This window comes from Streptomyces sp. NPDC048671 (genome assembly GCF_055587045.1).
Window position 1 is genome coordinate 73,026 of sequence record NZ_JBVJHB010000016.1, and the last position, 13,150, is coordinate 86,175.

12 protein-coding genes are annotated in these 13,150 nt (G+C 71.4%); 8 read left to right on the plus strand and 4 right to left on the minus strand.

Annotated features, from left to right (window positions below):
* Window positions 1-46: 46 nt before the first annotated feature.
* Both ACZ6S6_RS29340 and ACZ6S6_RS29345 read right to left on the minus strand, forming a co-directional pair.
* Entirely contained in the window at window positions 47-1,420 is a 1,374-nt protein-coding gene (locus ACZ6S6_RS29340) for a polysialyltransferase family glycosyltransferase (RefSeq protein ID WP_469707667.1), read from the minus strand.
* Window positions 1,417-2,397 carry a glycosyltransferase family 2 protein gene (locus ACZ6S6_RS29345; RefSeq protein WP_469707669.1) on the minus strand — a complete coding sequence of 327 codons (981 nt, stop codon included), beginning with the start codon at window positions 2,395-2,397 and terminating at the stop codon, window positions 1,417-1,419. The genes ACZ6S6_RS29340 and ACZ6S6_RS29345 overlap by 4 nt, the downstream gene beginning before the upstream one ends.
* Window positions 2,398-2,617: 220 nt before the next feature.
* On the opposite strand from ACZ6S6_RS29345, the gene ACZ6S6_RS29350 reads away from it, so the two are divergent.
* From ACZ6S6_RS29350 to ACZ6S6_RS29365, 4 genes are all read left to right on the plus strand, one after another.
* The gene (locus ACZ6S6_RS29350) at window positions 2,618-4,006 is read left to right on the plus strand and encodes a DUF6716 putative glycosyltransferase (RefSeq protein ID WP_469707671.1); all 1,389 of its coding nucleotides are present in this window, start codon (window positions 2,618-2,620) and stop codon (window positions 4,004-4,006) included.
* Between the two features lie 65 nt (window positions 4,007-4,071).
* Entirely contained in the window at window positions 4,072-5,331 is a 1,260-nt protein-coding gene (locus tag ACZ6S6_RS29355; RefSeq protein ID WP_362954012.1) for an acylneuraminate cytidylyltransferase, read from the plus strand.
* Between the two features lie 10 nt (window positions 5,332-5,341).
* On the plus strand, window positions 5,342-6,277 hold the full coding sequence (locus ACZ6S6_RS29360) for an N-acetylneuraminate synthase family protein (RefSeq protein WP_362954010.1): 936 nt from the start codon (window positions 5,342-5,344) through the stop codon (window positions 6,275-6,277).
* An 11-nt stretch (window positions 6,278-6,288) separates the two neighbouring features.
* Window positions 6,289-7,347 carry a hypothetical protein gene (locus tag ACZ6S6_RS29365; RefSeq protein WP_469707674.1) on the plus strand — a complete coding sequence of 353 codons (1,059 nt, stop codon included), beginning with the start codon at window positions 6,289-6,291 and terminating at the stop codon, window positions 7,345-7,347.
* Window positions 7,348-7,380: 33 nt separating this feature from the next.
* On the opposite strand, the gene ACZ6S6_RS29370 is transcribed toward ACZ6S6_RS29365, so the two are convergent.
* Window positions 7,381-7,755 (minus strand): type II toxin-antitoxin system VapC family toxin, encoded by a 375-nt coding sequence (locus ACZ6S6_RS29370; protein WP_469707676.1) that lies wholly within the window; start codon window positions 7,753-7,755, stop codon window positions 7,381-7,383.
* Window positions 7,752-7,997, minus strand: coding sequence for a type II toxin-antitoxin system Phd/YefM family antitoxin (locus tag ACZ6S6_RS29375; RefSeq protein ID WP_469707678.1), 246 nt, complete (start codon window positions 7,995-7,997; stop codon window positions 7,752-7,754). Before ACZ6S6_RS29375 ends, ACZ6S6_RS29370 begins: the two co-directional genes overlap by 4 nt.
* A 209-nt stretch (window positions 7,998-8,206) precedes the next feature.
* On the opposite strand from ACZ6S6_RS29375, the gene ACZ6S6_RS29380 reads away from it, so the two are divergent.
* The 4 genes from ACZ6S6_RS29380 to ACZ6S6_RS29395 all read left to right on the plus strand — a co-directional run bounded on the left by ACZ6S6_RS29380 (window position 8,207) and on the right by ACZ6S6_RS29395 (window position 12,934).
* Window positions 8,207-8,815 carry a hypothetical protein gene (locus ACZ6S6_RS29380; RefSeq protein WP_469707679.1) on the plus strand — a complete coding sequence of 203 codons (609 nt, stop codon included), beginning with the start codon at window positions 8,207-8,209 and terminating at the stop codon, window positions 8,813-8,815.
* 207 nt (window positions 8,816-9,022) lie between these two features.
* A complete protein-coding gene (locus tag ACZ6S6_RS29385) occupies window positions 9,023-10,234 on the plus strand; it encodes a helix-turn-helix domain-containing protein (RefSeq protein ID WP_469707681.1) in 1,212 nt (403 codons plus the stop codon).
* 282 nt (window positions 10,235-10,516) lie between these two features.
* Window positions 10,517-11,755 carry an amidohydrolase gene (locus tag ACZ6S6_RS29390; protein ID WP_469707683.1) on the plus strand — a complete coding sequence of 413 codons (1,239 nt, stop codon included), beginning with the start codon at window positions 10,517-10,519 and terminating at the stop codon, window positions 11,753-11,755.
* A 138-nt stretch (window positions 11,756-11,893) separates the two neighbouring features.
* Entirely contained in the window at window positions 11,894-12,934 is a 1,041-nt protein-coding gene (locus tag ACZ6S6_RS29395) for a BMP family lipoprotein (RefSeq protein ID WP_362953995.1), read from the plus strand.
* Window positions 12,935-13,150: the final 216 nt, after the last annotated feature.

Genomic DNA, 13,150 nt, shown 5'->3' on the forward strand with positions numbered 1-13,150 from the left:
CGAGAGGGGCGGGGCGCCGGCCGGCGCCCCGCCCCTCTCGTCGCTCCTACCGCCGCGCGCCCGGCCGCAGTGCCTTCGCCCGCCGCGCCACCCGGCGCACCGCCGCGCTCCGCGGCAGGAACGCGAGCTGCTCGGGCACCCCGCCCGGCAGCGCGAGCGCGGTCAGCCGCCGGCGCTTGAAGTACCGCCGGGTCGCGGCGGCGGGACGGCCGGCGAGATACCGCTCCGCGACCGGGCGGAGCCCCGGATAGATCTTCGGCTGCATGGCGAAGCCGACCGCCCTCACCAGATCGTTCAACCCGTCCGGTGCCACCGCAGGGCGGGCCGGGACCGCGTCCCGGTCCTCCAGGTCCGGCACCAGCGCGTCCACCAGCGTGACCGGAATCCGGTTGCTGTTCTCGAACGGGGTCAGCCGGTCGAGCAGCGTCTGCGTGCCGACCCGCGCCACCGGCAGCCCGTAGAACGCGGACGCCGTGAGCAGTGCCGTCGAGAAGCAGCCGACGACCAGGGCGGGCCGCATCCGCTGGTACAGCACCTCGGCGAGGACCGGGGCGGTGAGCATCCCCGCGTCCAGCACGGTCAGCTCCGCGCCGAGCCGCTCCGCCTCCGCCTCCATCCCCCGCGACCACTGGGCCGGGGCCGTCGGATGCGGCTTGAACACCAGCCGGGTGTGGCCGAGGCGGACCGCGCCGCGCATCATCCGCAGATGCAGCTCCTCCTCCTCCGCCGCGCTGATCAGGCCGAGCGCGGAGAGGTACTGGCCGAGCAGCAGCGCGGGCGCCTCCACGGACGGCACGCCCGCCGCGACGTCGGGCGCCTCGCCCAGCTCACCGAGCACCTTGAGGAAGGCCTCGGTCGGCACGATCCGCGGCGCCACGCCGAACTCCGTGAGCAGCAGCGGACGCAGCCCCGGCACCAGGTCGAGATGGAGCAGCCGCCGCACCCGGGTGCCGACCAGCGGGTCGATCTTGTTCCTGGTCGGGCCGTAGCTCATCAGCCCGTCCGCGTACACGTCGATCGGGACGCCGGTGAAGATCTGGGCGATCGCCATGGCCGGGTCGACCTGGATCGACTCCACGGCGATCTCGATGGCGTCGTCGCCGAGTCCCCAGGCGAGCCGCAGATGCCGTTCCCACAGCGGTACGTCGTCCGGGCGCGGCGACCAGCCGCCCGGATGGTGCGGGGCGATCGTATCGTTCCACGACACGACGTCGTCGAACCGGCCGCGCAGCACGTCGAACCCGGGCATCGCGTCGAGAGCGGTCGCCGTCTCCGGGATCGCCGCGTTGTCCGAGACGAGCAGGACGCGCCGGCCGGCGTCCGCGAAGAGACCCGCGTCCAGGGCGGCGGCGAGCGTGGCCGTGCCGTAGAGGGTGGAGGCGAAGAAGATCTGCGTCGTACGGGCCCGGCTGCTGCTCACGCGACCGCCACCTCCTTCGCGGCGGACCGGCGGCGCAGCCGGCGCAGCAGGGTCGCGCGCTTGACGTCCATCGAGTCGAGGGCCTCGTCCAGCACATCCTGCGGCATTCGCCCGAGAGCGCCGGCGCTCATCGATTTCAGCGCACGCGCCACAGCGGGTTCGAACCTTTCGATCGAACCCATGTGATGGGAAATGATCGCGCAATAGTTGCGGACCGCTTTCGGCAGGAGTTCCGACGCATCGCGGTCCGCCGCTGTCTCCCGTACGACCTGGTCGAACGAGCGGATGAAATCGAGCTGGCGCATGTCACCGATCTGGGTGAGCGACGAGGCGACGCCGCGTCGGTAGAAGATTCCGAGAAGTCCCAGCACCGCGAAGGAATCCGCCTCGCGGTGCAGCCGCCAGATCCACGGCCGGTCCTCCGCGGTGCGCAGCCCGTCCGTGAAGTGCAGCAGCCCGCGGTCCAGCAGCCGGCGGTGGTAGAGGCCCGCCCAGGCGTACGCGTAGTCGACCGAGGTGCTGCGCCCGGCGGGCAGGATCGCGTCCCGGGGCGCCGTCACCTCTCCCCTGGGGCCGTGCGGGACGCGCTGGACGGTACGGGTCCTGCCGTCGGCCTGCACATGGTCGGTACGGACGAAGTCGCAGCCCAACGCCTCGGTCCTGGCCAGGAGTTCGGCGTAGAAACCGGGGGCGAGCCAGTCGTCGCCGTCCAGGAAGGCGAGGTACTCGCCGCGGGCCGCGTCCAGACCGGTGTTCCGGGCGGTGGCCAGTCCGCCGTTCTGTTCGTGTCTGCGGACGACCACCCCCGGAATCTCGTCCTGCGCGCGGCGCAGCATGTCCGCGGTCCCGTCGGTCGAGCAGTCGTCGACGAGAATGAACTCGAAGTCCTCGCGGGCGTTCGCCCGCAGGCTTCTCAGGGTGTCGGGGGCGTATGTCTGCACGTTGTAGAACGGCACGATGACGGAGAGCTTAACCACCCGCGTCACGCTAGTTCCGGGCCGCGCATTCGCCCTTGCGGCCGTACGGACGCGGGGTGAACGGCACCCGTCGAAATGATGAACCGGTAAGCACCCATGGGTGCTTTTCCGGCCCGTTCGAGCAGCCCGGCGGCAGGTTGGGCAATCGTCGGTGGGCTGTTAACCCTTTGTTGCTGTCACGTTGGGCTGCGCACCCCCGGGCCTTCCTACCTTCTTGGACGTGCCCCTTAGTAACAGCAATTCCGCTTCTCCGGCAGAACCGGAATCCACGGACGCGCCGCCCCCGGCGCTCCGGGTGGCCGTGCTCGCCGACTCCGACACCCGATGGAAGTGGGGCGCGCTCACCGCGCGCCGGCTGACCTCGGGCGACGGCCCTGCGGGCGCGCCTCGGGCGGAGATCAGCGGACTGCTGCTGCGCGGCCGGGCGACCCCGACCCCGCGCCAGCTCGCCGAGGTCGGGGACGTCGGCATCGCCACCGACCGGGTGCGCGAGGTGACGGCGGTCGAATTCCTGCACACCGTGCGCGACGAGGGATACGACCTGGTGGTCCTCGCGCTGGTCGGCGGCGCCGTCCAGGCGATGCTGCACGGCCTCGCCGCACTCCGGCTGCGCGCCAGGCCCGTCGTCGTCACCGGCTACGTCGGCGTCGTCTACGAGAAGCTCGCGGACGGGCTGCTGCTGCGGCACGGCGCCGACGTCGTCCTCGCCAACTCCCGCCACGACGCGGAGCGTTTCCGCGCGGTGTACGAGGGAGTGGGCGCCGACCCCTCGGCCGTCACGGAGGCCGCCCTGCCCTTCCTCGGCGGCGAGCCGTACCGCCGCGAACAGGGCCGCGACACCGTCGTGTTCGCCGCCCAGCCCTCCGTGCCGGCCTCCCGCGCCGACCGTACGTACCTGCTGCGCAGGCTCGTCGAGCACGCCAGGCTGCATCCGGGGCGCGAGGTGCTGCTGAAGCTGCGCTCCAGGCCGGGCGAGCACACCACACACATCGAGGAACTCCCCTACCAGCGGCTCGCCGAGCGGCTGCCCGGCGGACTCCCGCCCAACTTCCGCCTGGTGTACGGGCACATGGGCGAGGTCCTGGACCGCACCGACCTGCTGGTCACCGTCTCCTCGACCGCCGCCCTGGAATCCCTGCACCGCCGCATCCCCACCGCCGTCCTCACCGACCTCGGGGTGCGCGAGACCCTCGGCAACCACCACTTCATCGGCTCCGGCCTCCTCACCTCCTGGGACCACCTGGACGGCGGCGCCCACCCCGAGCCGGACCGGCGCTGGCTGGCCGGCCAGGGCGTCGCCGCCTACGGCGGCTACGACGCCGCCTACGACACCGCACGGGCCCGGGTCGCCGCCCTCCTGGCCACGGACCGGCTGCCCGGCCCGGCGCCCTACTACACGCCCGCCACCGCCCCCGGCTACCTCCCCGCCATCCTCGCCCGCCACCACCTGGCCCCCGACGGCCACCCGCTGCCGGGCGCCCCCGCGACCGGGGAGACCGGCCGGGTCAGGGGAGCGGTGCGCGAGGCGGTCCGGGACGCGGCGCGGGGCGCGTACCGCCACGGCGTCCAGCGGGTCGCCCCGGTCATCCGGCGGATGGGCGAGCTGTGAACACCCCTGCCAGGGCATCCCTGCGAGCTGTGAACACCACTACCAAGACACCCCTGGGAGCAGCGATGACGCAGCCCACCACACCGGCCACCACACCGCCCACCGTGCTCGCCGTGATACCCGCCCGCGGCGGATCCAAGGGCGTACCGGCCAAGAACCTCGCCCAGGTCGGCGGCGTACCACTGGTCGTCCGCGCGGTCCGCGCCTGCCTGGCGTCGGCCGAGGTGACGGACGTCGTCGTGACGACCGACGCCCCGGCCGTCGCCGAGGCCGTCCGCGCCGCCGCCGAAGCGCTCGGCGAGTCCGCCCGGACGCACTGCGTGCGGCGCCCCGAGGCCATCGCGGGGGACACCGCGACCAGCGAGGCCGCCGTGCTGCACGCGATGGACAGCTACGAGGCCGAGCACGGCCGGCGCGTGGACGTCGTCCTCCTCGTCCAGTGCACCAGCCCCTTCGTCGCCCGCGAGGACATCGACGGCGTCGCCGCGGCGGTCTCCCGGGACGGCGCCGACACGGCCGTCACCGTCGCCCCGTTCCACGGCTTCCTGTGGCGCGACGGCAGCGCGGTCGAGGACCACAACTACGGCGTCAACCACGACAAGTCCGTGCGCCCCCGCCGCCAGGACCGCCCCGAGGACCTCCTCGAAACCGGCGCCGCCTACGCGATGGACGCGGCCGGCTTCCGCACCCACCGCCACCGCTTCTTCGGCCACACCGCACTGGTGCGCACCGACCCGGCGCGGGTGCTGGAGATCGACGACCCGCACGACCTGGCCCGCGCCCGCGCCCTGGCCCCACTTCTGGACCCGGCGCCGCTGCCCACCCGCGAGGACATCGACGCGGTCGTCCTGGACTTCGACGGCACCCAGACCGACGACCGGGTCCTCATCGACGCCGACGGCCGCGAAACGGTCGCCGTCCACCGGGGCGACGGACTCGGCATCGCCGCGCTGCGCAGGGCGGGCCTGCCCCTCCTGATCCTCTCCACGGAACAGAACCCGGTCGTCGCCGCCCGCGCCCACAAGCTCCGCGTGCCCGTCCTGCACGGCATCGACCGCAAGGACCTCGCGCTCAAGCAGTGGTGCGACGAGCAGTCCATCGCCCCCGAACGCGTCATGTACGTCGGCAACGACGTCAACGACCTCCCCTGCTTCGCACTCGCCGGCTGGCCCGTCGCCGTCGCGAGCGCCCATGACTCGGTACGCGCCGCGGCGCGCGCCGTGACGGTCACCCCCGGCGGCTTCGGCGCCATCCGCGAGATCGCGGCCTGGCTGCTGGGCCCCACCCTCACCACTCGTTCCGTCAACACCCCCCTCCCCAAGTAAGGAACGCACCATGAACACCTCCCGACTGCGCACCCTCGGCACCCGCACCGCGGGCCCCGGCCACCCCGTGTACGTCACGGGTGAGATCGGCATCAACCACAACGGCGACCTCGACAACGCCATCGCGCTGATCGACGCGGCCGCCGAGGCCGGCTGCGACGCCGTCAAGTTCCAGAAGCGCACCCCGGAGATCTGCACCCCGCGCGACCAGTGGGACATCGAGCGCGACACCCCCTGGGGCCGGATGACGTACATCGACTACCGCCACCGCGTGGAGTTCGGCGAGACCGAGTACCGGGCCATCTCCGAGCACTGCGCCGAGCGCGGCATCGACTGGTTCGCCTCCCCGTGGGACACCGAGGCCGTCACGTTCCTGGAGAAGTTCGACGTCCCCGCCCACAAGGTGGCCTCCGCATCGCTCACCGACGACGAGCTGCTGCGCTCGCTGCGGGCCACCGGCCGCACGGTGATCCTCTCCACCGGCATGTCGACCCCGCGCCAGATCCGCCACGCGGTCGAGGTGCTCGGCTCCGACAACATCCTTCTCTGCCACGCCACTTCGACGTACCCGGCGAAGGCCGAGGAGCTGAACCTCCGGGTCATCAACACCCTTCAGCAGGAGTACCCCAACGTCCCGATCGGCTACAGCGGCCACGAGACGGGCCTGCAGACCACCCTCGCGGCCGTCGCACTCGGCGCCGCCTTTGTCGAGCGCCACATCACCCTCGACCGCGCCATGTGGGGCTCCGACCAGGCCGCGTCCGTCGAGCCGCAGGGCCTCACCCGCCTCGTCCGCGACATCCGCACCATCGAGGCGTCCCTCGGTGACGGCGTCAAGAAGGTGTACGAGTCGGAGCTCGGCCCGATGAAGAAGCTCCGCCGGGTCCCGGGTGTCGTCGCGGAGAGCGGTGAGACGGCCCAGGCCGCCGAGCCGCTCGCGGTCTGACGGGCAGACCGGTGAACCTCGCCTTCGTCGAGAGCCCGGTCCAGCTCCTGAACGTCCTGGAGTGGGCCTACACAGAGGGAGGCGGCGGCCGCGTCCTCGCGGACGTCACCGTCGTCGTCCTCCCCCCGGTCGACCCGATGTCGCGCGGTCAGCTGCGCCGGATGGCGGAGCTGGCCCGCGACGAGGGCGTCACCGTGCGCTGGCAGGAGGCGCGCGGCGACTCGGGCACCCCCCTGAAGTCGCTGCGCGCCCTGACCAGGCTCGTCCGCAACGCCGACCACATCGTCATCGGGGACCCGTTCTCCCGCTACGTACAGCTGCTGCTCACCCTGGTCAGGCCCCGCCGCCTCACCGTGGTCGACGATGGCACCGCCACCATGGAGTTCGTCGCCCAGATGACCCGCGGCGAACGCCTCACCCGCTGGCACCGCCGCGGCGGATCGAGCCCCCGCGACCTGGCCCTGGCCCCGGTCACCGCCACCGCCCGCCGCCGCTTCACCCCGTCCGCGGCCCGCGAGGTCGAACTCTTCACCGCGATGCCGGTGATCCCGCCGCCCGGCATCACCCTCATCCCCAACACCTTCTCCTGGACCCGCTCCCGCTTCGGCCCGCCGCTGCTCACCAAGGGCGCGGACCTGGTCGGCACCTCCCTGGTGGAGACGGGCGTGGTCGACCGCGCCCCGTACCTGGAGGCGGTCGCCGAACTGGCCCGCACCCACGGCGCCACCCGCTACTTCGCCCACCGCCGCGAATCCACCGAGAAGCTCCACGCCCTGGAAGCCGCCACCGGCCTGGAGATCGTCCGCCCCGACCTCCCGCTGGAACTCATCGCCCGCCGCGGCCCGATCGGCCGCACGGTCCTGAGCTTCCCCTCCACGGTGGTCCACACCCTGCCCCTGGCCCTGGTCGGCACCGAGGTGAAGGTCGCGGTCTGCGACATCGCCCCGGAGTGGCTCCGCGAAACGGCGTCCCCACGGGCGCAGGGCTTCCTGGCCGGTGTCACGGAGACGGCCCGCGACGTCCAGCGGCTGGCGCCCTGGCGGGCGACGGCGGTGGTCGGGGAGGCGTGAGCCGGGCGGACGCGCCCGGCCGTCCGGGCGGGGTCAGACGGGCATGACCTGCACGTCGTAGGAGGGGATCCACTTGTCCCGGGTCAGGATGGTCATCCCCTCGGTCTGAGCCTGCGCGATCAGTATCCGGTCGAAGGGATCGCGGTGGTGTTCCGGCAGCCTGCCCGCCCGAACACTGTGTCCCGCGGTGATCGGAAGCGAGAGGAACTGGCTGTCCCGCACCCGTTCCGCGAGGTCCTGCGGCCCTTCGAGCTTCCCGAGGGACTGCTTGATCGCGATCTCCCACGGGCTGACCGCGCTGACGAAGACCGAGGGCTCCGTGTCCAGCATGCGTTTGACCTCGTCGGACAGCTCGGCGGAGTCGTCGAGCCACCACAGGACGACGTGGGCGTCGAGCAGCATCTTCATTCGTTCATCCCGAAGGCGTTGGCGATGTCGTCCGGCAGCTCGTCGAAGTCGTCCCCGATGCGGATCTGTCCCCGCAGTGACCCGCGCCCGGTCCGGTTCACCCGCGCCCGGAGCGGCACGACCTTGGCCACCGGTTCCCCGGCTTTGGAGATCACCACTTCCTCGCCGGTGGCCACCTGCTCCAGGATGCGCGAGAGGTGCGTCTTGGCCTCATGGACGTTGTACTGACGCGCTGCTTCCATGGCTGCCTCACAGGGCCGGATCGATAGGTGGACTAACCGCTGGACTAACCCTATATCGCCATCCGGCTCCCTGTCGCGACGACGTTTCCGCCGCCTCGATCCGGGGCCGATCCCGAGTCCACCCTCAGGTGCCGCGGGCATCCGGACCAGGGTCGGCCCGGGGTCATCCCCGATGGCGGCCAGGGGCGCACCGAGGCGATCATCGAAGCATGCAGACGACGGAAATGACGCAACGTCAGGACAACTCCACCGCAAGGGCGTTCCTCGTGGCCCCCGCCCTGATGGCCGGCTACGGACTGGTGCGGCTGGCCGGCCGGGCGGTGGGTGACTACGGGCCCGGGGTGTGGTGGTCGGTGGCGCACATGCTGTTCCTGGCCGGTGCGCTCGCGTTCGTTCCGGTCTTCCGGGGCCTGCGGATGCCGGACGGTGTGCGTGGCGGCAGACGGGCCGGAGTCCGGGTGGCGGCCGGGGCCGGGCTGCTGGGGGTGGCCGCGGTGGCGGTGCAGGCGGTGATCGACCTGGCGGTCGGGTTCGTCGCGGCGGACGACCGGGCCATGAGTGACATGTTCGAGAAGGTGCAGGACGTGCCCGGTGTGATGCCGGTGGTCTACACGGTGGTGCCGATGCTGTTCTGGCTCGGGCTGCTGACGCTCGTCACCCTGCTCGCGTTCTTCCGCCGGGACGAGGTCCCGGCCCGGTCCCCGCTGCTGGTGCTGGCCGGGACCGTCATGATGGCCGTGAGCCTGGACCTGCTGACAGCGGGAGCACTGTGCATCGGACTGGCCCTCTTCCCGGTGCGCCGCGGGCTGCCGGACTGACGGCGGTCTCGGACTCCCACGACGACGGCGGCTCGACCGCCCCGACTCGCAGATACCGTGCCGCACTCCTGAAGTGCCTTCGCGATCAGCCGCTCGTACGGCTTGAGCGAGGTCCCGGCGTCGATTCGGACTTCGGTGCCCGGCCACGGCTCAACCCCGGGCGTATCGTGGTGAGTCGGACTCGGACCAGTTTCGCGGGTGGTGGCCATGGAGTTCCACGAGGAGCCCGGTATCGGTGACCGGATCGCCCGGCTGCGGCTGCGGCGAAAGCTGACGCAGGAGAGGCTGGCCGAGCGTGCGGGAGTCTCGGTCGACGTCGTCCGCAAACTCGAACAGGGCGTACGCAGCACTGCACGGCTCACGACCCTCAACGCCCTGGCCCGCGCCCTGGACGTAGAGCCCGTACTCGTCGGGCAGCCCTCCACATTCGAGGTGCGCGGCGAACAGGACCAGCCCTCGGTGCTGGCCCTGCGGCAGATGCTCTCGCCGGTCGCCGATCTGCTGGGGGAGGAGTCCGACCCCGAGGAGCCGCCCACGCTTACGCAGTTACGGGCGGCGCTGCGGTCCACGGAGCTCGTCCGGCGGGAGGGACGCATCGGTGAGATCGGTCTGCTGCTGCCGCAGCTTGTCCGCGATGCGAGAGCGGCCGTACGCGCGCACAGCGGCGCGGATGCGGCGGCAGCGTACTCGGTGCTGGCCGAGGCGTATCAGGTTGCCGCCACCACACTGACCGCACTCGGCAAGGAGGACGCGGGCTTCACCGCGCTGGAGCGGGCGACGGAGGCCGCGCGCAAGGGGGACGATCCACACCTGGAGACCGTGGGGATTTCCAGCCTCGCCTGGGTGTTCACCCGGCAGGGCAGGCTGGCGGATGCCGAACGGATCGCCACGGTCACCGCTGAGCGCGTCGAGCCGACGTTCCGGTCCCAGCCGGTCGAACTGTCGCTCTGGGGGATTCTCCTGCTCCGGGCGGCGACGGCAGCGGTGCGCGCCGGCCGGCACGACACCGTGCGCGAACTGCTGACCCTGGTGAGCGCGGCGGCTGCCCGTATCGGCACGGACCGACTCGACTACGCGACTCCGTTCGGGCCGACGAACGTGGGTGTGGCCAAGGTCAACTTCCTGGTCGAAATGGAGGACAGTGCCGAGGCGCTCCGTACCGCCCGTGCCGTCCCCGATCTGCGCTCCCTCCCGCCGACCTGGCTCGCACGATTTCACGTCGACCGGGCACTGGCGCACGCGGAGCTGAACAACGCGGACGGCGCTGTGCGCGCGCTGCTGACGGCCGAGCGGATCGCACCGGAGTGGATGCGATACCACTCGACGAGCCGACGCCTCGTGTCCGATCTGCGAGGCGGAGAGCGACGGCGGGTCTCCCCGGTGTCGGATCTCGCGGGTCGGCTGGGCCTTGAGGGCTGACGTAGGACGCCCTGTCCCAGGTGTACCGAGAAGTCGCACGAGGTGTCCCTGGTGATGTTCTGCGGGCTCCCTATCGCGCACCAGGTCGTAAGCCGCGAGTCCGTGGCGTGTACAGGAAGTTCGGTCCGGAAGGAACCTGCCGCCCGGCCCCGGGCGAAGCGCGCGAGTTTACCCATCTCGCCATTGGCCCACACGCCGCGACCCAGTCATTTATTCGTCTATGTGGCTGAACTTTTCTTGTTTCATGGTCAGTTGGCGTGGGAGGCGCCGTACCCTTCACCAGTGAGCCACTCGACGTCCAGCGTTTGTGAAGCCCAGCCGCCCGCAGCGGAGGCCCTGCCCGGCACGCTGCCCGAAGCGCTGCGCGCCGAGCTGATCGCCTTCCGCCGCGATCTGCACATGCACCCCGAGCTCGGCAACCAGGAGTTCCGCACCACCGCGGCCATCAAGGCCCGGCTGGAGCTGGCAGGCCTTGAGCCCCGGGTGCTCGCCTCCGGGACCGGGCTCATGTGTGACGTGGGGACACGGAGCGAGGCCACGCGGCCCATGCTGGCGCTGCGGGCCGACATCGACGCGCTGCCGATCCCGGACACCAAGACGGGCGTCCCCTACCGCTCCACCGTGCCCGACCGGGCGCACGCCTGCGGGCACGACGTCCACACCACCACCGTGCTCGGCGCCGGCCTCGTGCTCGCCGGGCTGGACCGGCAGGGGCTGCTGCCCAACCCGGTGCGGCTGATCTTCCAGCCGGCCGAGGAGGTGCTGCCCGGCGGGGCGCCCGACGCGATCGATTCGGGGGTGCTGGAGGGCGTCGGCCGGATCATCGGGGTGCACTGCGACCCGAAGGTCGACGTGGGGCGGATCGGGCTGCGGATCGGGGCGATCACCTCCGCCTGCGACCGGCTGGAGCTGTCCCTGGACGGGCCCGGCGGCCACACCGCCCGCCCGCACCTGACCACCGACCTGGTCACCGCCGCCGCCAGGGTGGCCACCGAGGTTCCCGCGCTGCTGGCCCGCCGGGTCGACGCGCGGGCCGGGCTCGCGGTGACCTGGGGGCGGCTGGAGACCGGGCACGCCTGCAACGTGATCCCGCAACACGCCGAGCTGTCGGGCACCGTTCGCTGCCTGGACCTGGCGGCCTGGCGGGCGGCCCCCGATCTGGTGCACGCCGCGATCGACGAGGTGGCCGGAATGCACCGGGCCAAGACGGTGATCAACTACATCCGGGGCGTCCCGCCCGTGGTCAATGACGCCGCCGCGATCGAGCTGCTCACCGTGGCCATGACCGCCCGCCGCGGATCGTATGCGATCGAGGACACCGAACAGAGCCTGGGCGGAGAGGACTTCTCCTGGTACCTGGAGCACGTGCCGGGCGCGATGGCACGGCTCGGAGTGCGGACCCCCGGCGACACCTGTGGTCTGGACCTGCACCGGGGCAACTTCGACGCGGACGAGGAGGCGATCACCGTTGGCGTGGAGCTCTTCACCGCCTCTGCGTTGCTGGACGGTAATCATCTGTAACCGGACAGGTCACCCCCGGTTCGCGACGATCCGATAACGGCTTCCGTACGGGGCTTTATCTGACATCTACGCGCGTTACGATCGCCGCGAAACCAGCGCCGGAAGAGGCGCTTCGGTCAGGTTTGAAGGAGCCTTCCCTTGCGCCCGGTATCCAAGATCACCGCCGCGTGTGCCATTACCGCGGCGCTCGCCCTCACTGCCACCGCGTGTGGCAGCTCGTCCGACGAGGACACCAGCTCCGAAAAGGGCGGGATGAAGATCGGCATGGCCTACGACGTGGGCGGCCGGGGCGACAACTCGTTCAACGACTCCGCGGCCCGCGGCCTGGACAAGGCCAAGGCCGAGTTCGACGCCCAGACGAAGGAGCTCACCGCCAAGAACGGTGAGACCCCGGCCGACCGCGAGCAGCGCCTGCAGTCGCTCGCCGAGGGCGGCTACAACCCGGTCATCGCCGTGGGCTTCGCCTACAAGGACGCGGTCGACAAGATCGCCCCCAAGTACCCGAAGGTCAACTTCGGCCTGGTCGACTCGGTCTCCGACGTGAAGAACGTCGACTCGATCGTCTTCACCGAGGAGCAGGGCTCCTACCTCGCCGGTGTCGCCGCGGCGCTGAAGTCCAAGGACGGCCAGGTCGGCTTCATCGGCGGTGTGGACCTTCCGCTGATCAAGAAGTTCGCCGCCGGCTTCCGGCAGGGCGTCATCGACACGGACCCCAAGGCCAAGGTGCAGATCCAGTACCTGTCCACCGGTTCGGACCTGTCCGGCTTCGGCAGCCCCGACAAGGGCAAGGAAGCCGCCAAGGGCATGCTCGACAAGGGCGTCGACGTCATCTTCGCCGCCGCGGGCGGCTCGGGTGCCGGTTCGATCGAGGCCGTCGCGGGCAAGAAGGGCGCCTGGTCCATCGGTGTCGACTCCGACCAGGCCCTGGACCCGGCGCTGGCGAAGTACAAGGACACGATCCTGACCTCGGTCGTCAAGAACGTCGACACCGGTGTGTTCGACCTGGTCAAGTCCGTCAAGGACGGCAAGCCGATCACCGGCACGCAGACGTACACCCTGGCCAAGGGCGGCGTCAGCCTGACCACCACGGGTGACCACCTCAAGGACATCCAGGCCCAGCTGGACGCCGCGAAGAAGAAGATCGTCGACGGCACCATCAAGGTCAAGTCCACGACCTGATCCGGCCCGTCGATCGGGGGCCCGGATGAGCGGCTTCGGCTGCTCGTCCGGGCCCCCGATTCACGTACCCCCGCGACGGGGGTCACCGGCCCCGGTACGCCACCTGTGAACAGGTGGCCAACGATTCGGGGGCGCTACGCGCGTAGCGCCCGCTCGGGCGCGGTACCTTTTTCCGCCCCCGCAATCGGCACCCCACCGCCTCCGCCCTCCGCTCCT